The organism is Arthrobacter sp. M2012083, from assembly GCF_000281065.1.
Lineage (GTDB): Bacteria > Actinomycetota > Actinomycetes > Actinomycetales > Micrococcaceae > Arthrobacter.
Genome location: NZ_AKKK01000010.1, coordinates 1 through 22,782, shown reverse-complemented (window position 1 = coordinate 22,782; position 22,782 = coordinate 1). Strand labels below are relative to the sequence as shown.

The window sequence follows — 22,782 nt, the reverse complement described above, 5'->3', positions numbered from 1 at the left end:
AGGGCTTCTTTATATCCGCTGCGTTACGAGGGGCCATTTCGGAGCGCTTCCTTTAGGGACGTCCGCCTGTTGGTCCGCATCAGCGTGCGCAAATATATGTTTGTGCTCAACCTGATGGCCAGGATGCCCACCACCACCACCCCGCTCGCAGCGGCCCAAGGCTCCCACCATTCAACACCCCCGTCCAAGATGCGCGTCGGCATGGCGATGGAGGAAAAAACCGGCACAAAGGAAGCCACTCTGAGAATTTCCTCAGGAGCGGTGAAGCTGAGGAAATAAGCCCCGAAGAGAAGGATCTGCATGGGTATTGCTGATGACGCAAGATCCTCGGACCGGGTTGCCATGGATCCGAGGGCGGACCAGATACAGGAGACAGCGAAAAACCCAAGCACAAAGAAGAAGATGAACCATCCGCTGGCCGCCGCGACCCGGCCCAGGTCCGGAATGACATTGACGAAAGCGAGCCCGGTCAGCGCTATGGTGGTCAACGCGGTGACTTGCAAGAATCCGAGGATGAAGTTTGCGCCGATTTTGCCCACCAACAGGTATTTCACGGATGTCGCCGCTGCGAGGATCTCAACAACCCGGCTCTCTTTTTCCTCTACCACGCTCTGGGCTATCGCCAGCCCGTACGTCATGAGTGCGGAGACGAACATGAAGCTGAAAACAAACTTCAAAACGAACAACGAACCGTCGTTGCCTTGCTTTTCGCTGAGAAGCTGCCGCTGAAGCTCCGCCCCCCGGCCGAGTTCTTCCAGATTGACACCGAGTCTTGCCGCATTCGCTGAGGTGGCCGTCTGCTGCACCACCGCCGCGACTGCTTGCTCCAAATCGGGGTTGATGGATCCGTTACCGACTAATTTCCAGAGGGCCGCACCAGTGTTGTCCATCACTGGAATCAGTGCTGCGTCAGTGGTTCCGTCCGATACCTTGTCCAAGGCCACAGCCGCTGCGTCGACGCGGACCACCGAGACCTCGTCAGGAGAGTCGGGCTTCAGCGTCCGCAAGAGATCACCGCTCTGATGTACCACTGATGTGCCGGCGTCATCTATGACTGCAATCGAATGGTTCTCCGTCTTATTGGAGAAAAATGAGAGCGCCGCTATACCCAGGACCACCAGTATCAAGGTGGAAGCAATGCCAATCCTGAATGTCTTCTCGCGAACCTTCATTCCCATTTCACGGAGAAGTACCACTACCCATGCCGGACGCTGTGTTGTGGTCATTTGTTCGTAGCCAGGAAGCGTTCGGTCAGGGAAGTGTGTACCCGCGAGAAAGACGTCACGGCACCAAGGCTGACTGCCCGCAACAAAACCTCCTGTTCCACGCCGGGTTCCGCGGGACTGAACTCCACCCAGCCTGGCCCCTGTCCCAGGATTGTGATTCCTCGAACTGCTTTAAGCGACGACATGTCCTCACCCATTTCCAATCGATAAGTCGGCATATCAGCGTCTGAGTCCGCGTTGGTGACGCCGTTGACCCGGATACTTCCGTCCACCAGCATCACCAGCTCGTCACACAACCTTTCAACAAGTTCCAACTGATGGCTTGAGAAGAGCACCGGGACACCCTCCTGAGCCTTTTCCCGCAGCACTGTGCTCATGAAATCGACAGCCAACGGATCAAGTCCTGAGAACGGCTCGTCCAGGATGAGGCATGTTGGTCCGTGGATCAGGGCCGCAATGATCTGCACCCGCTGCTGATTTCCAAGGGAAAGGGACTCGAGGAGTTCGTCTTTCCGACCTATCAGGCCGAAAGCGTCCAAAAAGCGATCCGCCCTGAGAACCGCCTCCTTGCCGGAAAGGCCATGGATCTCGCCGAAGAATCGAAGCTGCGTAGCGATAGTCTGCTTGGGGTAAAGACCTCGTTCTTCCGGCATGTAACCGAACGTCCGCTGATGCGCACGGGTGATGGGGGCGCCATCCCAGCTGACGTAGCCGTCGTCCGCAGAAAGCAGACCCATTCCGATCCGCATGGTTGTTGTCTTTCCTGCGCCGTTTGCCCCTACGAAACCGGTCAGGCAGCCCGGCCGAACGGAGAAGGAAACATTCTCAAGAACCCGTCGCTCTCCATAGAATCTAGTGACCTCGTGGTATTCCAGCACTTAGGCGCCTTCCAGATTGGCCAGGTCCCCGACGCTCACGGCGATACGTTCACCGGAAAAGAGTGAATCGAATGTTGCGGCGACGAGCTCAGGTGTCACTTCACGCAGTTCCGCTCCTATGTTGTGATAACGGTCCAAAGGAATCCCCCTGCTCATGAGATTGGCGAAATAGTCGGCCTTGGTTTGAGTGCTGTCCGAGACGTTCCTAAGTTCGTTTTCGCAATACTTGATGGCCTGCGCGATCTCTGCCTTGGCTGGCGGGTAAGCCCTGAAAGACTTCTCCTCGCGTTTCATTTCCCTGGCAGCTGCGGCGAAAGCGGAGGAACCGGCAACGATTCGCGTGGTGGCAACGGGACGGCCGGCTATGGTTCGTCTACCGACGATGCCCCCTGTGCGGGCAATAACGGTTTCCAGTAAGGGGTTCCTGTGGAGTCGGGAAAGAGGAGACCCTCCGTAGAGTGCGGCGGTGATATACCGTGCCGCCTCCGGTATGCCGGCAGTATCAGGTTCAAGAAAGTAGCTTGAGTGCACCGTGGTGGAGCCGTCCACGTGAACGTCTTGTCGCAGGTTTGGCCGCTCTGGCAAAGCCAGCGCCTTGTGCGTTCCTTCGCGGTCTTCCGGAAGTCCCAGCGTTGCCAGGGACTCTTCCAGTTCATCGGCGTCAATATTGCCGATTACCACCAAGGTGGCTGCGGTCTTGGTGAAGATGCGCCTGTTTGGAAGTTCGGTTTTGCCATGCGTATGCATTCCTGTCCAGCCGGCAGCATCGATGAGCAACTTCCGCGCAATGACATCGGAGAGCATCCCGAGTGATTGCGCTGGGCTTTGCGGAGAAGGCGTAAGCGGAGGCCAGTCGCGGGATATGCAGTCCTCAACGGCACCGAACCAATCAGGCAGACTTGCCTGTTCAGCCCGCCCGGAGAACTCGATCATCTCGCCGTCAGCTCTCACATCCATATCCAGGGATCCGGCAAGTGCCGGCCTAAGAAACTCCATGCGTCGACGAATGCCGTCCACTATCCTCCGGACACCCCAGGGATCTTCCCAGCCGATGCCATCGGTAGCGAACCTCAGCCTGAGTTCTACGAGCGAACTACGGTTCTCCCTGCAGAGTGCGGTGGAAATCCCGCTACGGGTGGAGGTGGTGAAGGACAAGGACTCGGCGAGGCCGGTTGACTCGGGTTCCCGCACTTCGGCGTACGAGGCCAAACCAACGGTGGGACCCCATCCCAGGGCTTGGGCCTTAGCATCCCGACCATCAGGGATGGTGATGGTCCCGAGTGTCTTTTGGAGGTCTCCGGACGCGGTCACCATTCCGGTTCCTTTGGTCGGCAAGATATTGACTACCGCCCTTTTCTTAGCCACCAAAGACTGCGCTGCTCTGGCCAGGTCTGTGGCCGTAAGCGCTGCAACGCTTTGCGGCAAGGATGAGATGAGGTCCGGGTCGCCGAACAGGAGCTGGGATTTGCCAATGAATCTGCAACGGTCGAGCAAGTCGGTTCCCGTGAGCAAGTAGTGACGCCGCAAGGTTCCCAATGCTGGTTGCAGATGCCTGGCCACCGCGGCCGGATCCCGGAAGGCAGCCAACGCGTTATCGAACGCATCCACCGCGGAATCGCAGTCAGCCCCGTTTCCCACGGTCAGCACAACATTGAAAACCTCGGGAGTCACGGCGTCAAAGGCACCGAAGTAGCCTGTTTGTGCATCGATGTCAGCAAGCGAGCTTGATTGACCCGACTGCAAGCTAAGAAGTCTGGCCAATGCATTAAGCGCCAGATACGAATCTGGTTCGACATCGGGACCTGGAATTCGATAGCTGATGGACACTCCGGGCAGGGTCACGTTCGGGTCATGGAAGGAGGCCGCCCTGCTGGCCAGGAGTTCCGCATCGTCCAGCCGTGTGCGGCCTTTGGTTGCCCGCGGCGGGACTGATCCAAAGTACCGATCAGCAAGCTGCTCGACCTGTTCCATGGAGTGCCGTCCGCTGACGGTAAGGACCGCATTTTCCGGGGTGTACCAGTCGTGGAAGAACTCTGCACAGTCATCAAGGGAGATGGAACGAAGTCTGTTCATATCACCGTAGCCATCATGGGCGTTGGCATAGTCGTCAAAAAGCAGGTTCGATGACTTGGGCCAAGGAAATCCAGCATAGGGATCCACCGCTGTGTTGTAGTAGATCTCTTGCTGAACCAGTTCCAACTGCTCCTGAAGACTCCGACGCGTGAACTGGGGGGCTCTCATACGGTCTGCTTCGAAGTACATGGTCCGTTCAAGGTCCCACGGCGCAATCAGGTGTTGATAATCCGTGTAGTCCTGGTGCGTGGTGCCATTGACGTAACCGCCCGTAGCCTTCACCCGGGCGTAGAACAGTCCTTTGGGTACGCGTTGGCTCCCTTGGAACATCAAGTGTTCGAAAAGGTGCGCAAAGCCCTCCTTGGACTCCGGCTCGGAGCGGAATCCAACACCGTAATGTACGGTAACTGCGGTTCTGGCCACCTCGTCCGTGTAGTCGGCAATGACGCGCAGCCCGTTGCCAAGTTTGATAGTCCGCAGTTCTCTTGCAGAGGTGGTGGTTTGTGTTGGCACTTAGCGTGATCCCATTCCTGACTCGACGAGATACCGGACAAATCTGAGGTTTTCGACAATTTCGGGGGTGACTTCATGGGCGGCATATGCCACAAAGTCATGCTGATGCATCAGGATGCGCAGTATTGCAGCACGAAAGTCGTCAGGAACGAGTCCGCGGCCGTAGCCGTCCTCGAAGGCTTGAATGGACAGTTGCAACTCTTCCGGGTTTATCCTCTCGGCGCGGCTCATCTCCAAGAGTTCTCCGAGGAAGTAGCCGATGTCCAGACTCGGGTGTCCCACGCAGAGAGCTGGCCCGGTCAGGACTTCCAGCACCGATTCGTACCCAACGTGGATGCTGCCCATACCGAACTGTCCGTGGCAGAGAGTGGTGCTGGATGCCGCCAGTAAGGATTCGCACCATGCTGCCAAGGTGTTCCAGACTGAATCCCCCAGCACCTCCCGGACCACCGGTGTGAAGTGGGCTCCATGAAAGTCCGGGGAGAGTCCCCTGAACCAGGCGTCGAGCCTCAAGTAGGGTTCTGGACCCCCGGTATCGCTGACATCGTGGTCCTTATCTCGGGAATGCAAGGTCTTGAGGAAATTGCCGGCAGCGTGCGAGACCGCTGGCCACTCTATGCCCCCATCCCCTGCAAGAACACCGTCGACTAACGTGGATTCACTGCGCACTGAGAAGATCCACTCGAAACCCGTGAATCTTCCGGCTACCACTACCGCAGGCCCGTCACCTTCGCCGTGGCCAACGTTCCGCAGTTCATGGGTCACCTGGCCGCGCTTGTAGGAGTGGCTGGCGCTGACCCGACTGAACTGCTGCCGGATTTCGTAACCGTCCGCGGCTGTGATGATGAAGGATGACGCAATATCGTTGACCGCTGTTTCGCGGCCCAGGCCCGGCAGCTGAACGGTTTGGTTCACCATGATTGCGCCTCTCCAACCCGGGCCTGTTCGTGTCGAAGTGCTTCTGTCAGCTTCACGACATCGGAGATTTCCCCGGGCGCTCCTTGATAAATATCGCCGGAAGTGACACTGACTGCGGTACGTGGCGGAACAATGGCCATGTTCCCCGCCGCCGAGATTTCTTGCCAATGGCTTTTGTACGCCCGGCTCTGAATCCCGCCCGGCGGCAGCGCCGGAACAAAGACAACAGGTTTGGCGGTGCACTGAATGGCGAGGACCGAAGGACTGTCCCCCCTGCCTCCCGCCACCCGTGAAAGAAAGTCAAGGGTTGCGGGAAACACGGCGAACGAATCCGTCCAATTTTCAAGCTCCACATGCAGGGCCTCGTCGGCATCACTCCATTCATCCAGTTTCACTGGGTGGCCTGTGCGATGCGCCAAAGCCGAGGGGGTGACAAACCTCAACGCTGATCTCGTCACGACCACCCTGACACTCAGATCGGGATAAAGCTGCCTTAGAACATACAGGTGCGTGGGGGCGTCCGCCGCGGAAGGCGATCCTGTCACTACGATCAAAAGACGAGCCGGCCCGCCGCCGTCGGTATCTCGCTTGTCTCCCGGATTCATCCTGGACTGACCTCCGTCAGTATGGTGGCCAACTCCTCCAGCGCCGCATCGGCACTGACTGATGCCACACCTGTGGTGTTGAGGACCAGTTCATCGACGCCTGCAGCCTTGTACGACTGCAGTCCCTCGCCAATCCGGTCCAACGACCCTCCCAGAAAGACTTCCCCCGCCAACAAACGACCGGTGGATTCCGAGGGCGTGCCCGTTGTAACATCGATGCCCGCGCGGGCCAACATGTCCTGGTAGTGCGGGGCGCCCAGGTGCACTTGGCTTCCCTCCCAGAGCAACTTCGCGTGTTCCCTTCCAGGAACTTCCCGGGCAACCGGAACTACCGAGACAATGCGAGGCGACGGCCTGCCCGCCGACTCGGCGGCGGCCTGTAATGCTGGCTGCAGGATCGTCGATATATAGGAAGGCGGGCACATCCATGTGATTGCCACGTCTGCGACTTCTCCGGCCAAAGCGGCCATTCTTGGGCGGAGGACCCCTAGACCCAGTTCCGCGATATTTGTGTGCAGCGGGGGCAGCTGGGCGTGCAGCGAAAAATATTGGCCATCCCTGCTTACCGGCCGCCCGGTCAGCAGTTCACGAACAATACCCAAATATTCGCGCATAGCCGTTAAGGGGCTGGAGTACGGTCGCTGCATGACGCTTGCTTGGAAGCTCTTGGCACCCGGACCGAAACCGGCAACCATGGGTTGCTTGCTGAGTGCCATGACACTGTTGATTTGAACTGCCGCCTCAAGCGGACTGCGTAAAGGTATCAGCGCCACCCCGGAACCCATCGGCACCCCGACTCCTGCAGCACTTAGTGCGGTGAAGAGCTGATAAGAGTCAAGCAGAAGCCCTTGGCCCTGCCACAGGCTGTGACCCGGGCTGTGTTTTACCATTGCCGCGAAGGGCATCGCGGCCCGGACATCCAGAGGCATGACCGGCAGCAGGACGGACAGCTTCACTGCGGCACCAGCTGCCCTTCATCTGTCTCCGTCCTCTTGTTCAACGTCTGTTCGCTGGCCAGCAAAGTGTAGGCCTGGCTGTTAAGTAAGAGCTCCTCATGTGTGCCTTCGGAAGCTATTTGGCCACCGTCAAGAACCACGATCTTGGATGCATTTTGCACCGTGGAAAGACGGTGAGCGACCATAAGAACAGCCCGGTCGCGGGACATTTCACGGACGCAAAGCCGAAGCTTCTCTTCATTGACGCCGTCGAGTTGGGAGCTGGGTTCATCCAGGAGGACAAGAGGCGCGTCCGAGAGGACTGCCCGGGCGAGGGCGAGCCGCTGCTTTTGCCCTCCCGAAAGATCGGTGCTGCCGCCGATTTCGGTGTCCAGGCCCTCCGGAAGGGCCTCGATGCACTCTTCCAATCCCAGCATCCGGAGTACTTCGCCGAGTCGGTGTTCCTGGACCTCAGTGGTGCGCCCCAAATTAAGGTTCTCGCGGACAGTCCCCTGAACCAGGGTGAACGATTGGTCCACATAGGCTATGTTTCGCCGGACCTCACTCAGAGACAAATGCTCAATCGGGTTCCCAAAGAACGTGATTGCTCCTGACTGGTCCACGGCGAAGCGTTCGATGAGATCAAGAATGGTGGTCTTGCCGGATCCTGATAGCCCCACCAAAGCAGTCAAACCCCGGCGAGGCACATCGAAAGTCACGTCCTGCAGAACCGAAGGGCCCCCGTAACCGAACGACACGCCGTCGAAAGTAACCGCCGAAGGCGCGTCTACTTGCAGGGTCCCCTCGTCGGTTGCGTTGACGCTGGCTGCATCCGGGTCTGGTTCAAAGGCCTTCTCCGTAGGCATTGCAAAAACACTCTCAAAGCGTGCACGGGCAACCATTCCTCCTTGGATGGTTGTCAGGCCGGACACAGCCATCACAACAGGTCCTACGAGCTGCAAGAGATACAACAGGAAAGCAATGTATGTGGGCAGGTCGAGGTCCCCGCCAATGACCCGTGTGCCACCGCCGACCAGAACGCCCACCAAAGCTATTTGCTGGCCCAGTGTTACCGCCGGCACGAGCATGGATTCGATGCGGGATGCCGAGACTCCAAGGTCGGCCAGTTCATCCGCCCTCGTGGTCAGGCGGCGAAGGATCAAGCCCTCAGCCCTGTAAGCCTTTATCGCGGCTATAGCCTGCATCTGATTGACGAAATTGTCGGAGAGACTCCCGATCCGATCCTGCAGTTCCTTGTACTTCTTGCGGAGCGAAATCATGAGGAATCCGATGACCACAAAAGCCGCAGCGAAACACGCGAGAGTGATCAGCAAGAGTACCCAGTCAAGCAAACCCATGATTGCCAACGTGCCGAGCAGTATCAAGGCACTGGTTGGCAGCTGCAACGGACCAATGTCGATTGCGGCCTTTACCTGGAATGCATCGGCGTTGAGGCGGGCCGAAAGGTTCCCGACCCCTTCTTCTTTGATGTCCCGAAGCCTCATTCCTAGGGAATGGGCCATGACGCGGCCACGCAACCGGCCGATGATGCGTTCGCCGGTCCTGCCCACAAGAAAAGTGGCGATGGCCCCTGCCACGGCTCCCCCGAGCCCTGCCACCACCATCCAAAGTGATGGCAAGAGCAACGGAGATCCGGCCTGAATCGCTTCGATGAGCTTGCCTACCAAGTAGGGGAAGGCCAACGTCCCGGCGACAGAGGCAAGGCCCAGCACTCCGATGAGTACCATGTTGAATCGTCCGTGAGCCATGAATTCACGGGTGATGCTGACCTTCGACGGATCACTTCCGTCAGGTGACGTCGACGAGGCTTCTGGAGAGGTCATGAAGCAGACCCGGCAGTTACCGGCACAAGTTCAATCAGGGTACGGAAAGGGTGGTCGTCCCTGACGAGTTCTGCTTTCAATTTTGCTGGCGCCGCAATGCGACTAATGTCTTCCAAGGTCCTCACCGGGGCTGGCACCAGGGTACTCATGTAGAGATCCAACTCAGCGACGTTCGGGGTCATCATCTCGTAACGGAGGTTTATCTCCCCCAGAAGTATTTTCGCCCCGGGCCCGGCAGCCGCAGCCACGTTCGTGAGAATCTCGACGGCTTCCGAGTCAGTCCAGTCATTAAGGATTCCGGAAAGGAGGTAGACGTCGTATCCCTGCGGCAACGGTTCGAAGAAGCTACCGGCGATGGACTCGGCCCGTTCGGAAAGCCCGGCGGCGGCAATCTCGTCTCCTGCTATGGATGCCAGGTTGGGCAGATCCAAGGTGGCCCCCGTCAGGTGTGCATGGGCTTGCAGGAGGTTGATAAGTACCATCCCGTTGTTGCCTCCGATGTCTATGACTTTGCCGACTCCAGACCAGTCATATCCGTGGATGATCTCCTCTGCTCCGTACACCGGCCCCCGGTTACCGTCGCTCCGCAGAGACTCCAAGTACTTCGGATCATTGTTGAGGTCGTCCCAGTATCTGGATCCAAAGACTGATGCATGGCACGTTTCGCCGGTAGTGATGGTGTGCAGGAGACCCACCAGCCCCAATTGGGATCTGCCAACGCCGCCGTTAACGTCCAGGATCCTGCGGATGGACAACGGTGAGGTGGAGAGAAGCGGCTCGGACAGACTTGTGTTTTCAAACTGGCCCGACTCGTTCTCTACGAAAATTTCCATCTCGGCCAAGTACGACAACAATTTGCGCAGATGCAGCTCGCTGGTGCTTGTTGCCTCCGCCAGCTCCGTGACGGTCTTGGGCCCTTCTGCCAGGAGATCGGCAATGTTCAATGTCGCCGCGACCCTTAGCGCCATCGGCTTAAGGACACTGGCGAGATCGAGCAGTCGGAGCATTGCAGTCGGGTCGGATGTGGTGTTGTCTTCAAGAGTGTTAGTCACGGGCGTTGCTTTCTGGCTCTACGGCGGCAAAAGGGAATGGAGATCAAACGGGGCGGATCAACTTCCTGATCCGCCCCGTCTGACCTTTGATCTTTCAGAGCTGACTAAGGCTTGCTGCTAGCAGCCGAGCCTCCAACTAACGCCTGCCCCGGCACCACTGACGGCACCGGATACAAACAGCTTGCTCGTGGCAATCGACCACAGAGCCAGCGTCGGGGTTGCTGCAGGCGCATCTGAATCCGCCGTGAATTCGAGTTCATCTGCTGCCGCGTACTGCTTGTACCCGGAGACGAGTTCCATGAGGTTTCCTGTTGCTTGGGACTGTGCGTTCATGTGTTCGCTCTTTCTCGATATTTGATCAAAAAAATGACGTACTACTGCTGTTCTTGATGTTGAACTAACGCTTGGGCGGCCCGCCCGTGCTTGTAAAGTACGAAAAAGCAAAGCTCGCAAGGAACCCGCAAAGCGGAGAACTGGCAGGCGTGTCTCCTTCGGCCGTGAAGGATATTTCATCGGCTGCTGCATAGGTTGAGTAGCCCGAGACAAGGCTCATAAGCTCTTTTGTTTCCATTTATTCACCCCCATTCATAAATAGATGCCGACGTTCCGTTGGGCAGCCGGCTGCACTTGTTGCAGTTATCTGCCCGGTCCGCCGCTCGTAATGTACGAGAATGCGAAACTTGCCAGAAAACCGCAGATCGGCGTGCTGGCCGGTTCACTGGACTCTGCCGTGAAAGACAACTCATCAGCAGCGGCGTAGGTCGAGTACCCCGAGACAAGGCTCATCAGCTCTTGTGTTTCCATCGATTCACCCCCCTTCGTGAAATGGAAATTTGAAGTTTGCCGGTTTTCCGGCAAAACCTTTATCCGGCGGCGTTCATAGCCGGCCGGGCCGGGTCTACCCCGGCTGCGGTGAGCTGGTACATAAGCTCCTCATCCAGATTGCGGCCCTTTTGTGCACTGGTGATGAGTGTCCTGGCATAGAGAAGCGAGCGGTGCTGTCCAAAACTAAGAGCCCGCATGGTTGGCCGGAGGTCATTTGGCTCTTCGGCTATGGCTATGCCTGGGGCAATGCGCTCTGCGAAGACCGACGTCTGCGTCCCGACTCCGGAAACGTCGGAAAGGGCGTACGAAAGCGTCTTTATTTGATCCAGCCGCGGATCACCAATGTAGGCCACGATTGCGTCGTTGCGCGGGTAGGCCGCCGGGTCGGATAGAACTTTTGCGGAGTAGCGGTTGCCCAGCGATTCCAACGCGGCAAGGACAGATCCCCACGCCTTAGGTGCATGCTCAGCATGGGTAACGTTCACATACAGACGCACTGTTCTGGCTGGTTTTGGCGCCAGTGACGCTGCCGCGCCGAGTGTGTAGAAGAAGCCTGGAGAGGCTGCTGGCCTGGCTGCGGGCAAGGTCACCAGAATGTTGCTGTTGGCCACCGGATTGCTCCGCCTCGAGATCACCAACCGGTTCTCAATGCAGACTTTCACTCCTTCGATGGATATCAGCGAATGAGTTTCCTGCATCCCATCGGTCGTAGAAGCTCCGAGATAGACAGCGGGTTGTTCAAATTCCGGAACCGGAATCTGTTCCGACAGCTGTTGCTCGAAGGCGGCAATACGCTGAGGCCTTAAAGCTCCGGAGCCATCGTCCTGGCAGGCATGGAATTTTCTGTAGATTGCATTAGCCAGGGTGACTTCCAGATAGCGCTCATCCGGAAGATCCAAGCGTTCGCCCAGGATCCACGCGCCTTCACCGGCGGGTTCGATACTTATTGCTTCGGAGAGTACGGCCAGGGTGGAAGTACTAACCACGGCTTCGGGCACCAACAACGATTCGCTCATGCGGTCTCACCCCCCAGCCCCAGTACTGCAGCAAATTTTTCAGGCTGCAGGACCATGGAGCGACCGATGCCGGCAGCGGCCCGTTCGATGGGTGGAAGAGTAGAACGGAACTGACTGCTGGCCAGCAAGCGATCATGAAGGTGCCAGCCGGCAAAGCCAGTTGCACGGACCGCTGTTTCATCATCAGCAAAAGCGGACTTTGCACTGTAGCCGGACCAGAACTCAGCGATGTGCGGACGGAGTTCAAGGAGTTTCGCAACACCGCGCTCAATGATGAGGTCGTGATCCAGATGAAGCTCTATATTCGGAGCGCTTTGGTCTGCACGCACAATGTCCATGATGGCCCGGTACACCCATTCGCCTGCATAGCTGCCGATATCCCGGGCAGGATCGGCGAGCCTGAACTCCTCCCAGTCCAAGATGTGGATCTGGTTATCTGAAATCATCACCTGGTCCAGGCGAAGGTCGCAGTGCGAGGGAACGCGAGGCGACTTTTCTTCTTCGATAAGCAGATGCTTCACCGCGGCTGCGAATGCAGTGTCGTCCTGGTGGAGCTTCACAACCTGCAACTCACCCCAGGTGCTGTTGAGGTAGCGGTCCAGCGGGAATTCATTGAAGTGGACGGTTTGGGGAAGATCCGGCTTGGAGGTGTCGTAGTGGACTGCGCCCCACGCTTCCGAGGCGTGGAGTTCCCCGATGGCCGAGCCGACTTCGCGGGAGCGTTGTGGATCTCCGGTACCCTGGATGACCTGCGCTGCCAGGGACTCCCCATCGCCGAGGGCCTCAAAGACAACCTGTCCTCGGTCGGAATCGGCGCCCAGCAGGTGGGGACTCCGAAGATGAATATACGTGCTTGCTGCCTGATGGCGCTCGAAGGACGCGATACGGCTGAACCGCTGGTCAACGCTTTCTTTCGGCCCGAGAAGTTGCTTGGCGAACACCCTGCGACCAGTGGACGTCTCACCAACCCAGCTGTCATTTCGACCCACCGGAGAGACCAGCGTGCCGGGCCGAAACTCCCCCAGCCCAAGGTCGCGGATCAGGTCCACAAGCCCTTCAGCCTGTTCAAGAGGTTTAGCCTGAGTGGCCATTTCCAAGTTTTTAGCGTCAACAGCTCGCGCCCGTTGATCAGCCAGCACATGTGTCATTAATCCCGCATCCCCCAATACGTTCGTCAAGGGGTCAGCGCATTTTTCGGCTGACTCCCCTTGACCTGACAAGAGCCTACAGGTGAATGCAATCCTGTCAATTCGATCTTTTGAGGGAGGAATGGCACTGCATTGGCGAAATGTCCTCTGCCGCACCAGTTCAGGTGCAACCTGAACTCATACTGACGAACCAACCAGAGGCATATACCAGAGGACGGAGTGCTTGTCTAGTGCCGCTTTCTCGAGCTGTCAATAATTTCCTGAAGAAAACTTACATGGCCATCAAAAGCTGCTTCCCCCTCGAAGGTAAGCGCAGCCCAGGTCTTTGATCTGGTCTCAACAGTCTTCTTTGTCAAAGCCACATATCCGGCTTCGTTGAGACTCTTCAAGTGCTTGCTTAGCGTTGAATCGGAAATTCCCAAAGACTGCCGAAGGAATCCAAATTCGCTAAGTCCAAACTGGCGCAGGAGACTGCATATTCGAAGGCGCACCTGCCCGTGAATAACCTCATCAAAAACGTACCGTGAGTCCTCCACGCTCATCACCGAGTGCCATTGTACGAGGTAATAAAAGCCTTCTCCATACGCTGGCTCATAACAAGCGTGAGCACTAAAGCAAGAGTCGCAGAAGCAATGAGAATCCACAGTTGACCTGAAATGGTGTACAGCCACACTCCCGCGACCCCGAGACAAATCAAGGTAGCCAGAAGTTGCAACCCGATCCTCCGCGAAGCGCTGCGCTCCCAAGGGCTGGCTTGCACATGCGTCAGCCGTGGCCGCAGGAACCCAAGAACCGTATAGAGGACGGCAGCGGCGCAGATCACCGTAATGAACCAACTGGTTGGCAGTGAGAAGGCGAGGAGAAACCCGGCGACACAGGCGCTTTGGAGAATGTGGTACCAAAGCGGGGCCGCAGCGGAGGCCGCGGCCCTCGCTCCGTCTGTGCGGAGGAACGCGAGGTCTTCGGCGGCAGAGTCGGACGTGGGCGGTTGGTGGTTTCTGCTATTTTCCATACCGGAAAGCTATTACTTTCCGACTCGGAAAGTCAAGGCTTTCCGTAGCGGAAAGTATCAAGAATGCGCTCTGGGATCCAACGTTTGCCCAGTTCGGACTCGCTTGCGGACAAACGCACGGGCTCCACACCGCCCGATGTAAAGTCGCCGGCCGTGGAGTTTGCATGAAAGCATGTGGCCATGAATGACGCACCGACTATCGGTTACGCAGCAATGCTTGAGCAGTTTCATCCCACGGAGGCTCTGGACCTCGCGGAGTACGCTGAGCTCCGGGGATTCTCCGGAGTCATGGCAGCTGACCACTTTCAGCCCTGGGTTCCAGCCCAGGGTCAATCAGCCTTTGTGTGGAACGTCTTGGCCGCAATCGGAGAACGCACCAAAGGGGACTTTGGACCGGGAGTCACGACGCCTACCTTTCGCTGGCACCCGGCCATGGTTGCCCAAGCTTCGGCAACAATGGCGGCAATGTATCCAAACAGGCATTGGCTTGGCCTCGGCTCAGGAGAGGCCCTGAATGAGCACATCATCGGAACATATTGGCCCGAAGCGCCGGAACGCATAAATCGCATGTTCGAGGCCGTTGACATCATACGAAAGCTTTTCACAGCGTCTATCGCCGGGAGGGATGTCAGGCACGACGGACAGTTTTACAAAATGGAAAGCACTCGGCTGTGGACCATGCCCGACGTAGCACCGGACATCCTCATTGCTACTGCCGGGCCTGTCACCGCCAAGCGTGCAGGACGTGCCGCAGATGGATTGATCACAGTGGGCGCGCCGCTCGAGAAGGTGGCGGGATTGATAGACAAATTCAATTCCGGCGCGCGCGAATCAGACCGGGACCCGGACTCTCTGCTCAAGGTCCTTCAGTTGCACATCAGCTGGGCGCCGAGTCATGAGGAAGCCTTGGCGAACGCAATGGTCGAGTGGCCCAACGGGGGGATGAAATTCCCGAAAGCAGATATTAGATCGCCCTTTGAGATTGCACAGATTGCCAAGATGGTGCGTCCAGAAGATTTCGACGGCCGGGTACTTATATCTGCTGATCTGGATGAGCATAGGAAGCACATCCAAAGCTATTTGGATCTCGGTTTTAATCGCATCTACCTGCACAATGTTGGGCGCAACCAACGCGAATGGATTGATGCCTTTTCAACAAAGGTTCTACCGGAGTTGATACGATGAGACTGGCGTTGGAAATATATGACTTACCAGGGCTGCCGGAAATTGGCATGGGCGACGACCTTACAGCAATCATTGTCGCGAAGTTTGGCGATGAATTACACGACGGTGACATTGTTGCCATTTCCTCGAAGATTGTCTCGAAGGCTGAAGGAAGAGCAGTTCCCGCCAGCGAACGGGAACGTGCCGTAGCGGCTGAAACCGTCCGGGTGGTGGCAGAAAAGACGCACGCGTTGGGTGTGACGCGCATAGTCGAGAACCGGTTGGGAATTGTTGGTGCCGCCGCGGGTGTGGACAGCTCCAACTGCCAACCAGGAACTGTGCTGCTCTTGCCGTCCGACCCTGACGCCACAGCCCAGGCAATCTGCACCGCGCTCCGGGATAAGACGGGTCTGAATCTGGGAGTCCTGATCACGGACACCCTTGGCCGGCCGTGGCGGGCCGGACATACCGATATTGCGATCGGCGCGGCTGGCTTCACTGTCCTTGATGACATGCGCGGCCGGCCCGATGCGTATGGCAGGCCCATGGAGGCCAGCATAACGGCAGTCGCTGATGAGGTAGCTGCAGCTGCTGATTTGGTGAAAGGAAAAGTAAGCCAATGTCCAGTGGTCGTCCTGAGAGGCTTAAAGAAGTTCGTCCTCAGTGCGCAAGAGGATGCACGCAGCCCGCATCAAAATGCTGCGCGCCTGATCCGGCCTGCGTCTGAGGACATGTTCCGTTTGGGCAGCGCCGAAGCGTACGCGGCCGGGTTCGCCGAAGGCCAAAGCGCCTCGTCCGCAAGTTTAAGGACTTCCGATGGCGACGTCGGTGGTGCATTGATCTAACCGAAAACAACCAGCGGACGTCCAGACCTTGGATGAACCAGAATCGCGGCCTCGACGCCGAAGACCTTGAGAATGGTTGCCGGTGTCAGTACTTCCTCCATCGGACCCGCCGCAACAATCGAACCGCCGTCGAGAAGAATCGCGTGCTCACAGAATTGCGCGGCAAGGTTGAGGTCATGGATGGCAGCCACAACTGTCATGCCTTTCAGGGCAAGTCCCTGTAGGAGGCGCATTGTTACCAGTTGCGCCCCTATATCAAGATGGTTTGTGGGCTCGTCCAAGAGAAGCACGCGAGGCTGTTGTGCCAAGGCCCTTGCGACGTGGATTCGCTGCTTTTCCCCTCCGGATAGGGTGTGAAAGTGCCGTTCCCCGAACGCAGCCATTCCCACCGTTTGCAGGGCGGCAGATGCAGCAGCGTAGTCATCCGTGGAAGGGCCGGCAAACATGCGTTGGAAGGGTGTCCTACCCAGCAGGACCACATCCAGAACCTTGAGCGGCTGCTCGCTCACCACGGCCTGCTCAACCAAAGCTATGCGTTGCGCCCGCATTCGCGGGGATACGGACGCGAGGTCTTCTCCGTCCAACTCGACCCTTCCTGAGGCCGGTCGCAGAATGCCTGCCAAGAGATGGAGGAGGGTCGACTTGCCTGCTCCATTTGCCCCCAGCAAAGCGGTCGTACCTCCGCCGTTGATAACGCAATCGAGTTCCTTAATGAGGTACTTCCCCTGAACTGAGTAATTCAGATCCAACCCCGACAATGTCCCCTCAAGCACTGGCTGCTGCGCCAAGGTCATCATGTGCCCCTCTTTTGCCGCCAAATGAGGAAGGCGAAGGCCGGGGCGCCAACCAGCGCCGTGATAACGCCCACGGGAATCTCCCGTGGGGACAGTACGGAGCGGGCAACAGTGTCAGCCCAGATCAGGAAGATTGCGCCGGTGAACGCGCTCAAAGGAAGCACGGTGCGATGCCCGGCACCTGCCAGCAGGCGCACAACATGAGGGATCACCAATCCCACGAAGCCAAGAGCGCCGCTGACGGCCACCATGCACCCTGTCAAGAGGGCCACGGCGCCCATCATCGCCCAGCGTATTCGGGTGGGATTAAGGCCCAGTGACGACGCAGCCGAATCCCCGAAAGCAAATGCATCGAGCATCCTGCCGGTAAGCAGAATGGGCACGCCGGCCAGCAGGAATCCGACGATGGCGATGCCGACTGAAGACCACGTCGAGCCAGACAGAGAGCCCATCAACCAGCTCAGAACTTCCCTGTACGAGTCCCCTTGGGCAGTCCAGAAGATGACAAATGAGGTCAGAGAGGAGGCTAGGGAAGATACTGCAAGTCCTGCCAAGACGGTCCGGGTGGTTGAGAGACGGCCAAAAGAGGACGCCAAACCCAAAGCGATGGCCATTGCCGCCAGAGCTCCCGCGAAGGCCGCCAGCGGCAGCAGGAGGGCTACGCCCAGCAGCAGGACTGATACTGCTGCGAGCGAAGCTCCTGAGCTGACACCAAGAAGGTACGGATCGGCCAACGGATTCCTGGTCAATCCTTGCATTACCACACCGCCCACAGCCAACCCGGCTCCCACGACCGCAGCAGTGACCACCCTGGGTAGTCGCAGCTCCCAGATGATGGCATTCTGAACCTGTTTGGACGGGTCCGGACCAGTGGCTCCGAACTTCTCAGCAACACCAGCAAGGACTTCCGCTGGAGAGATGTAGGTGGGGCCGACTGCGGCAGCAGCCGCTAGGGACAACAACAAGATGGCCAGCAAGAGCAGGAGAACCAGAGTCAGCTTACGCTTCCTTATCCTGTACGTTGACTCCGGATCCGGTGGAATCAGAACAGGATGCGGCAGCACCCCTACTTGGGAGTGCAACGCCCTCACGACGCTTTGCCGTACAAGGCGTTTGTTTGGTCCACCAAGGACTGGACTGTGTCTACATTCCTGACACCGGCTTCGGACGCTGCAAACGGGACAACTAAGTAGCGTTTGTTTTTCACGGCCTCCAACTGGGACATCACCGGATGGGATTCCAGGACTAATTTCTTCTTCTCCGTGCTACCCCAGCTTGAGTCAACCAAGACGATAGTGTCCGGGTTGCGTTCTGCGATGACCTCCCAGGATGCGGATGCCCAGGATTCCTGGACGTCTGCCATGACATTCACCAAGCCTGCGGCTTCCATCAGCATCTGAGGCGCACCCGTTCCCGCCCCTACGTAAGGGGTCTCGGACCCGGAACTGAACCATAGAGTTGAATGCTTGTCCGCGCTGGGCACTATGGCAGCCAGTTTCTCGCGCTCTTGGGTAACCAACTGCTCCGCCGCAGCTTCGGCGTCGAATATGTGTCCTACCTCGGAAATCCCGGCAAAGACTTTATCAAATGTCAGAGGAGCAGGTTTGTAACCAGACTTGAGACAAGCTGCCGGAGCAACGTAGGTAGAAATGTTCAATTTGGCAAGGGATGAACGGTCCCCCACACCCTCCGGAGTGAAGTTTGACTCCCAACCCCCGAAAATAAAGTCGGGCGAATAGGAAAGCACCGACTCTTGAGCCGGAAGGGACTTGGAGATGACGGGAATCTGTTGTTGCCATTTCTCAGGCACTGGACCGTCCGCAAAGGCACTACCGACAATCCTGTCTCCCAGACCCAATGCAAGCAACATCTCAGTAGCGGTGGATTTTATGGTCACCACCCGCTGCGGAGGTGAGGCAATCTCGAGCCGGGTACCGCAGTTGTCGATCGACATCGGGTATCCGCCGGAGACTGGAGCTTGGGCGGTGGAGTCCCCCGAACAAGCTGACAGCGAGAGCGCTAATACACTAAAAATGGCAAAAAAACGACAGGTGGAATTGGCCCGGTTCATTCGTCCCCAATACGAAGCATCAAGCAGAAAATGATGTCAGAATCCGGCTCCGCCGGTGGCAATCGCCTAAATCAAGGCGCACTCTCCCCGCAAGTATGCCAGGAGGCCAATGGCACCAAGTCTAACCATGAAAAATTCCGGGACATAGCCTGTCCGAACGGAACTAAGCTCCGGGCGTGCCCTTGGGGCCTTATACCGTAGCCTATTTGGGAAGCAGACCATCGTCCGCTTTGCAGTCGGGAAACAGCCATAGGGGGATTGGAACTATTCATGGCTATAAAACTTGGCGAAAAGCGCTGCTCCGTTTGCATCAACGTGGCTTCATCACCGCAGAACCTGCTCTTGGATGGAACTGAAGCATGAAAACCGCTGCCGCCCACGACGTTCGCGGATCGGGAGCCACGCTGACCTCCTCCCTGACGCCAGTGATGCCCCCGGCTCCAGCCTTTCCCAAGTCCAGGACTCACTCAAAACCGTGGACGCATTGACGCCATCATTGAGGCTCTTGGTAGGGGAACTGTGGACAGGTCAAATGTTTTGATGAGCCACTATGTCCGCAAGTTCCATGGTGACCAGCTCAAGTTGTATCGGGTATCCGGCATCCACCAGAGCGCCGGAACGCCAGGCCTTCACCCCCCGCTGTCGCGTTGGACGGACGCCAGGGGAATAGCGGAGGACTGGCTTGCGGGTTCGGAAGGGACGGTTGTCACCGTTTTGGTGCCTGCGGAATGCGTGTGGATAGCGTGCGATCACCATGCTGGTGAGTTGGTGATCAGCCCGCACTCGGCGTGGGGCCATTCCATTGAAGTCATTGAGACGGTCGGCTGGGATTCTCGGTAAAGCTGACTACTGGGTACTCCTCAAGGCGGGGTGGATCGAGGCCGGGTTCATGGACCCGTCACGCTTCTTCCCACCGCAGCAGATCTCCCGGTTGACACTCAAGCACTTCGCACAGTGCTTCGAGCGTAGTAAACCTCACGGCTTTCGCACGCCCATTCTTGAGTACTGCCAGGTTTGCCGGGGTGATCCCCACCCGATCAGCGAGCACTCCCACAGGCATTTTGCGCTTGGCCAGCATGACGTCAATATCCACGATGATCGGCATCAGATCACCTCGTCGAGCTCGGAGCGGAGCTGTGCGGCTTCGACGTCCCGCGCTACGGCTTGGATCAGCAGGGTTCGCATCACCAACACAACCAGGGCCACGCCCCCGGTCATCAACGCCGCTCCACAGATCAGCATGACGATCCCCGGTGCGGTCTCGCCGGGCGCCAGAATCACCGCGATGCCGAACACCAGCACCGCCGCGAAAGCGATGGCTCCAAAGATGATGTCCACGTACCGGAAAGCCCCGTGGGAGAACACCGTCCCTCGGCGCACCATGGTCAGCAAACGCCAAACGCAGACTGCAACCACCTGGACACACAGAATTCCCAGGACCACGATGGCCAGCAGCGCGATGCGAGGACCATCCGGGGCCCCGGCCTCAACCAGATCCGCTGAGAGCAGGGGAACCATCCACACCTGCACAAACAACGAACCCGCCAGCACCATCGCAATGACTATCCGTAGCGCGAGGATGGTCAGTTTTCCCATGGAGACTCCTTTATCGAACAACAGTCTGATTCTATCGATATTCGATACTTAAGCAAGCGGGGCTGCGGACATCAGTTATTAGTCAGCTTGCTTACTAAAGAGTCTTTCCCTAGGCTTGAACAGGTCAGACAAGCAACTCTCACAACGGCGGCTCACGCTCACAAAGCAATCCGCCGCGCAATGGAGGAGGAACAATGTCAGAACACAACATCACAGGCAAGAAGGTCGCATTCCTGTTGACGGACGGCGTGGAGCAGGTGGAGCTCACCAGCCCATGGCAGGCTGTCAAGGATGCTGGCGGCGAGCCTACTCTCGTGGCTCCCTCCAAGGGAAAGCTCCAGGGTTTCAACGGCGTGGAGAAGGGTGACACTTTCGACGTCGACCTTGCGGTAGCCGACGCCAACGCCTCCGATTTCGACGCGCTGGTTCTTCCCGGAGGCGTTGTCAACGCCGATCATCTCCGCGTAGACAAGGACGCGCAGAACTTCACGCGCGCCTTCTTTGAGCAGCACAAGCCGGTTGCCTCGATCTGCCACGGACCGTGGATCCTCATCGAAGCCGGCGTGATCAAGGGCCGCAACGTCACCTCGTATCACACGCTTCAGACCGACCTGAAGAACGCCGGCGCCAACTGGACCGACGAGGAAGTGGTGGTGGATCAGGGCTTGGTCACTAGCCGCACCCCGGACGACCTCCCCGCCTTCAACAGCAAGGTGGTTGAGGAGATCTCCGAAGGCCAGCACGCCGGCCAGACCGCTTAGCGGTCACCCACCCACATACGGCGAGTGCCGCCGTCGTACTTTCACAAGAAGTACGACGGCGGCACTTGGCGTTTCGCTGGATTCTCGCCCGTTGGCTGGGTTAGTAGAGCTTGCTGTAGAAGCCCTTATTGGTTTTGCCGTCGCCGTTGGTGACGTACAGCATGTAGTACTTTCCGCTTCCGAGTGAGTAGGCACCGAAGTTCACGGTGGCGCTCTCGAGGCGGAAGTCCCCGTTGGCGGCTGTTTGTCCGTAGTTCGGGTTGTGCGAGGTCACTGTTGCGGTGCGTTCCTGGACCTGGCCGAGCGGGGTGGTGTATTTGATCTTGATGCTTGATCCGGTCAGGTTGTACCCGTAGACGGTCAGTGCCCCGGTGGCGGGGTTGGCGGCGGAATCGTTGATGATCGGGTCCCCGCCGTTGGCGACGAGGTTTTCAAGCAGGGTCGGGCCTGTGCCGTTGACCTTGCAGGTGAAGTACGGATCCCACATGAAGGAGATGTTCTTCTTCACGGACAGGCCGGTTTGCTGGATCTGACGGTCCAGGCGGGTCTTGGTGGTCTGGCCCCGCAAAGAATCGCTGCCACAGATGTTCGTGGCAACCTCAGGTGCCATGCCTTCGATGTTCGCCCACAGGGTTGCCCCGGTTCCCGTTATTCCCGCGGCGGCTGCTTTGTAGTACTCGCTGGTGGGTGCCTGGTATTTCTCGCCCCAGGTTCCTGTCCCGACGATGGAGGCCGCGAACGGGTCGACGTTGAGGGTGGATTCGTTGCCCATGTAGGCGCCGCCCTTGCCGGTGCCCATACCGTCCTGAGGGGCGATGTAGAGCTTGGTGCCGCTCAATGCCGCGAACTCAGCCGGCAGCGCGAAACTCAATGCGCAGGAAGCAGCAAGCCTCGCAGATGCTGCCGCCGGTGAAGCAGGTGTTTCCGCCGAGGAAGCAGCCCGCGCACGTGCCGCCGCTGACCGTGCAGAGAACGCAGCGAACCGTGCCGACCAGGCAGTCCGGAAAGTCGCGACCCTGGCCGCCCAAGCAACCGCAGCAGCCAACGATGCAAGCAATGCCGCCGCCGCAGCAATCACCAACGCCAACAACGCCGCAGCCGCGGCTGACGAGGCGGCCGCCCAAGCCGGTGTCGCCGCCGACGCAGCACAACGAGCCACCACGGCGGCCAACAACGCCATCACCGCAGCGAACGCCGCAACAACCGCCGCGACCCTGGCCCGCACCACGGCAACCCAAGCCAGAGACGCCGACGTCGCCCGGCTGGCCGCCGAACGCGAATACGGGATCGCCCAGGCCGGCGCCGCCAAAGAGATTGAAGAACTACGACTAACCGCCGAAAAGGCAGCGAAAGACCGCGCGAAAACCGATGCGGCCACTACCCAGCAACTCCTGACCCAACTCACCGCACCTGGTGCCGACGTGGCAGCACTCATGCCAGCCGCCCGGAAAGCCCTTCTCGGCCTCGCCAAAATCGGTGGGCCATGGGTAAAAGCCGGTGCCGAAG

At 58.3% G+C, this 22,782-nt stretch carries 24 protein-coding genes; 4 read left to right on the top strand and 20 right to left on the bottom strand.

Going from position 1 to position 22,782, the window contains the following annotated elements; genetic code table 11:
* Positions 1-23: 23 nt before the first annotated feature.
* From A477_RS0106520 to A477_RS0106465, 14 genes are all read right to left on the bottom strand, one after another.
* On the bottom strand, positions 24-1,226 hold the full coding sequence (locus A477_RS0106520; protein WP_083848026.1) for an ABC transporter permease: 1,203 nt from the start codon (positions 1,224-1,226) through the stop codon (positions 24-26).
* Positions 1,223-2,104 (bottom strand): ABC transporter ATP-binding protein, encoded by an 882-nt coding sequence (locus A477_RS0106515; RefSeq protein ID WP_017198215.1) that lies wholly within the window; start codon positions 2,102-2,104, stop codon positions 1,223-1,225. Before A477_RS0106515 ends, A477_RS0106520 begins: the two co-directional genes overlap by 4 nt.
* A complete protein-coding gene (locus A477_RS0106510; RefSeq protein WP_017198214.1) occupies positions 2,105-4,690 on the bottom strand; it encodes a M16 family metallopeptidase in 2,586 nt (861 codons plus the stop codon).
* Positions 4,691-5,608, bottom strand: a complete 918-nt coding sequence (locus tag A477_RS0106505) for a phosphotransferase family protein (RefSeq protein ID WP_017198213.1) — start codon at positions 5,606-5,608, stop codon at positions 4,691-4,693.
* Positions 5,602-6,213, bottom strand: coding sequence for a flavoprotein (locus A477_RS22115; protein WP_044568429.1), 612 nt, complete (start codon positions 6,211-6,213; stop codon positions 5,602-5,604). Before A477_RS22115 ends, A477_RS0106505 begins: the two co-directional genes overlap by 7 nt.
* On the bottom strand, positions 6,210-7,169 hold the full coding sequence (locus tag A477_RS0106495; protein WP_017198211.1) for an LLM class flavin-dependent oxidoreductase: 960 nt from the start codon (positions 7,167-7,169) through the stop codon (positions 6,210-6,212). Before A477_RS0106495 ends, A477_RS22115 begins: the two co-directional genes overlap by 4 nt.
* Positions 7,166-8,992 carry an ABC transporter ATP-binding protein gene (locus A477_RS22110; RefSeq protein ID WP_017198210.1) on the bottom strand — a complete coding sequence of 609 codons (1,827 nt, stop codon included), beginning with the start codon at positions 8,990-8,992 and terminating at the stop codon, positions 7,166-7,168. The genes A477_RS0106495 and A477_RS22110 overlap by 4 nt, the downstream gene beginning before the upstream one ends.
* The gene (locus A477_RS0106485; RefSeq protein ID WP_157367051.1) at positions 8,989-10,044 is read right to left on the bottom strand and encodes a methyltransferase; all 1,056 of its coding nucleotides are present in this window, start codon (positions 10,042-10,044) and stop codon (positions 8,989-8,991) included. Before A477_RS0106485 ends, A477_RS22110 begins: the two co-directional genes overlap by 4 nt.
* Before the next feature lie 117 nt (positions 10,045-10,161).
* The gene (locus tag A477_RS0106480; protein WP_017198208.1) at positions 10,162-10,377 is read right to left on the bottom strand and encodes an LxmA leader domain family RiPP; all 216 of its coding nucleotides are present in this window, start codon (positions 10,375-10,377) and stop codon (positions 10,162-10,164) included.
* A gap of 64 nt (positions 10,378-10,441) precedes the next feature.
* A complete protein-coding gene (locus A477_RS23980; RefSeq protein WP_353579764.1) occupies positions 10,442-10,597 on the bottom strand; it encodes an LxmA leader domain family RiPP in 156 nt (51 codons plus the stop codon).
* 83 nt (positions 10,598-10,680) lie between these two features.
* Positions 10,681-10,830, bottom strand: a complete 150-nt coding sequence (locus A477_RS23975) for an LxmA leader domain family RiPP (RefSeq protein WP_353579763.1) — start codon at positions 10,828-10,830, stop codon at positions 10,681-10,683.
* A 77-nt stretch (positions 10,831-10,907) separates the two neighbouring features.
* Positions 10,908-11,885 carry a T3SS effector HopA1 family protein gene (locus A477_RS22740; RefSeq protein ID WP_017198207.1) on the bottom strand — a complete coding sequence of 326 codons (978 nt, stop codon included), beginning with the start codon at positions 11,883-11,885 and terminating at the stop codon, positions 10,908-10,910.
* Positions 11,882-12,976 carry a class V lanthionine synthetase subunit LxmK gene (gene lxmK, locus A477_RS0106470; protein ID WP_017198206.1) on the bottom strand — a complete coding sequence of 365 codons (1,095 nt, stop codon included), beginning with the start codon at positions 12,974-12,976 and terminating at the stop codon, positions 11,882-11,884. The genes A477_RS22740 and lxmK overlap by 4 nt, the downstream gene beginning before the upstream one ends.
* Positions 12,977-13,260: 284 nt before the next feature.
* A complete protein-coding gene (locus A477_RS0106465) occupies positions 13,261-13,575 on the bottom strand; it encodes a transcriptional regulator (RefSeq protein ID WP_044568449.1) in 315 nt (104 codons plus the stop codon).
* A 650-nt stretch (positions 13,576-14,225) separates the two neighbouring features.
* Here A477_RS0106465 and A477_RS0106455 point away from each other — a divergent pair.
* A complete protein-coding gene (locus tag A477_RS0106455) occupies positions 14,226-15,230 on the top strand; it encodes a TIGR03557 family F420-dependent LLM class oxidoreductase (RefSeq protein WP_026005403.1) in 1,005 nt (334 codons plus the stop codon).
* Complete coding sequence (cofE, locus tag A477_RS0106450; protein WP_044568427.1) at positions 15,227-16,054, top strand: coenzyme F420-0:L-glutamate ligase; 828 nt, start codon at positions 15,227-15,229, stop codon at positions 16,052-16,054. The genes A477_RS0106455 and cofE overlap by 4 nt, the downstream gene beginning before the upstream one ends.
* On the opposite strand, the gene A477_RS0106445 is transcribed toward cofE, so the two are convergent.
* The 5 genes from A477_RS0106445 to A477_RS0106415 form a co-directional block, all read right to left on the bottom strand.
* The gene (locus A477_RS0106445) at positions 16,051-16,851 is read right to left on the bottom strand and encodes an ABC transporter ATP-binding protein (RefSeq protein ID WP_017198201.1); all 801 of its coding nucleotides are present in this window, start codon (positions 16,849-16,851) and stop codon (positions 16,051-16,053) included. The two genes, cofE and A477_RS0106445, sit on opposite strands and share 4 nt — an antisense overlap.
* Complete coding sequence (locus tag A477_RS0106440; protein WP_237715741.1) at positions 16,848-17,939, bottom strand: putative F420-0 ABC transporter permease subunit; 1,092 nt, start codon at positions 17,937-17,939, stop codon at positions 16,848-16,850. Before A477_RS0106440 ends, A477_RS0106445 begins: the two co-directional genes overlap by 4 nt.
* On the bottom strand, positions 17,936-18,802 hold the full coding sequence (locus A477_RS0106435; RefSeq protein WP_017198199.1) for a putative F420-0 ABC transporter substrate-binding protein: 867 nt from the start codon (positions 18,800-18,802) through the stop codon (positions 17,936-17,938). The genes A477_RS0106440 and A477_RS0106435 overlap by 4 nt, the downstream gene beginning before the upstream one ends.
* Positions 18,803-19,817: 1,015 nt before the next feature.
* Positions 19,818-20,024 (bottom strand): helix-turn-helix domain-containing protein, encoded by a 207-nt coding sequence (locus A477_RS0106420; RefSeq protein ID WP_017198196.1) that lies wholly within the window; start codon positions 20,022-20,024, stop codon positions 19,818-19,820.
* The gene (locus A477_RS0106415) at positions 20,024-20,515 is read right to left on the bottom strand and encodes a DUF2975 domain-containing protein (RefSeq protein ID WP_017198195.1); all 492 of its coding nucleotides are present in this window, start codon (positions 20,513-20,515) and stop codon (positions 20,024-20,026) included. The genes A477_RS0106420 and A477_RS0106415 overlap by 1 nt, the downstream gene beginning before the upstream one ends.
* A 194-nt stretch (positions 20,516-20,709) precedes the next feature.
* Here A477_RS0106415 and A477_RS0106410 point away from each other — a divergent pair, with 194 nt between their 5' ends.
* Entirely contained in the window at positions 20,710-21,276 is a 567-nt protein-coding gene (locus A477_RS0106410; protein WP_017198194.1) for a type 1 glutamine amidotransferase domain-containing protein, read from the top strand.
* A 100-nt stretch (positions 21,277-21,376) separates the two neighbouring features.
* Here A477_RS0106410 and A477_RS0106405 read toward each other — a convergent pair whose 3' ends face one another.
* Entirely contained in the window at positions 21,377-22,114 is a 738-nt protein-coding gene (locus A477_RS0106405) for a hypothetical protein (protein ID WP_017198193.1), read from the bottom strand.
* On the opposite strand from A477_RS0106405, the gene A477_RS22100 reads away from it, so the two are divergent.
* On the top strand, positions 22,101-22,782 hold a 682-nt coding region (locus tag A477_RS22100), incomplete at its 3' end, for a hypothetical protein (RefSeq protein ID WP_502685500.1). The genes A477_RS0106405 and A477_RS22100 overlap by 14 nt on opposite strands.

What these genes read in the sequence shown, in the direction of transcription:
- A477_RS0106415 (WP_017198195.1), bottom strand. Translation starts at nt 20,515, where the DNA reads ATGGGAAAACTGACCATCCTCGCGCTACGGATAGTCATTGCGATGGTG.
- cofE (WP_044568427.1), top strand. Translation starts at nt 15,227, where the DNA reads ATGAGACTGGCGTTGGAAATATATGACTTACCAGGGCTGCCGGAAATT.
- A477_RS22110 (WP_017198210.1), bottom strand. Translation starts at nt 8,992, where the DNA reads ATGACCTCTCCAGAAGCCTCGTCGACGTCACCTGACGGAAGTGATCCG.
- A477_RS0106410 (WP_017198194.1), top strand. Translation starts at nt 20,710, where the DNA reads ATGTCAGAACACAACATCACAGGCAAGAAGGTCGCATTCCTGTTGACG.
- A477_RS0106455 (WP_026005403.1), top strand. Translation starts at nt 14,226, where the DNA reads ATGAATGACGCACCGACTATCGGTTACGCAGCAATGCTTGAGCAGTTT.
- A477_RS23975 (WP_353579763.1), bottom strand. Translation starts at nt 10,830, where the DNA reads ATGAGCCTTGTCTCGGGGTACTCGACCTACGCCGCTGCTGATGAGTTG.
- A477_RS23980 (WP_353579764.1), bottom strand. Translation starts at nt 10,597, where the DNA reads ATGAGCCTTGTCTCGGGCTACTCAACCTATGCAGCAGCCGATGAAATA.
- A477_RS0106465 (WP_044568449.1), bottom strand. Translation starts at nt 13,575, where the DNA reads ATGAGCGTGGAGGACTCACGGTACGTTTTTGATGAGGTTATTCACGGG.
- A477_RS0106480 (WP_017198208.1), bottom strand. Translation starts at nt 10,377, where the DNA reads ATGAACGCACAGTCCCAAGCAACAGGAAACCTCATGGAACTCGTCTCC.
- A477_RS0106420 (WP_017198196.1), bottom strand. Translation starts at nt 20,024, where the DNA reads ATGCCGATCATCGTGGATATTGACGTCATGCTGGCCAAGCGCAAAATG.
- A477_RS0106520 (WP_083848026.1), bottom strand. Translation starts at nt 1,226, where the DNA reads ATGACCACAACACAGCGTCCGGCATGGGTAGTGGTACTTCTCCGTGAA.
- A477_RS22115 (WP_044568429.1), bottom strand. Translation starts at nt 6,213, where the DNA reads ATGAATCCGGGAGACAAGCGAGATACCGACGGCGGCGGGCCGGCTCGT.
- A477_RS0106505 (WP_017198213.1), bottom strand. Translation starts at nt 5,608, where the DNA reads ATGGTGAACCAAACCGTTCAGCTGCCGGGCCTGGGCCGCGAAACAGCG.
- A477_RS22740 (WP_017198207.1), bottom strand. Translation starts at nt 11,885, where the DNA reads ATGAGCGAATCGTTGTTGGTGCCCGAAGCCGTGGTTAGTACTTCCACC.
- A477_RS0106435 (WP_017198199.1), bottom strand. Translation starts at nt 18,802, where the DNA reads ATGTCGATCGACAACTGCGGTACCCGGCTCGAGATTGCCTCACCTCCG.
- A477_RS0106445 (WP_017198201.1), bottom strand. Translation starts at nt 16,851, where the DNA reads ATGATGACCTTGGCGCAGCAGCCAGTGCTTGAGGGGACATTGTCGGGG.
- lxmK (WP_017198206.1), bottom strand. Translation starts at nt 12,976, where the DNA reads ATGGCCACTCAGGCTAAACCTCTTGAACAGGCTGAAGGGCTTGTGGAC.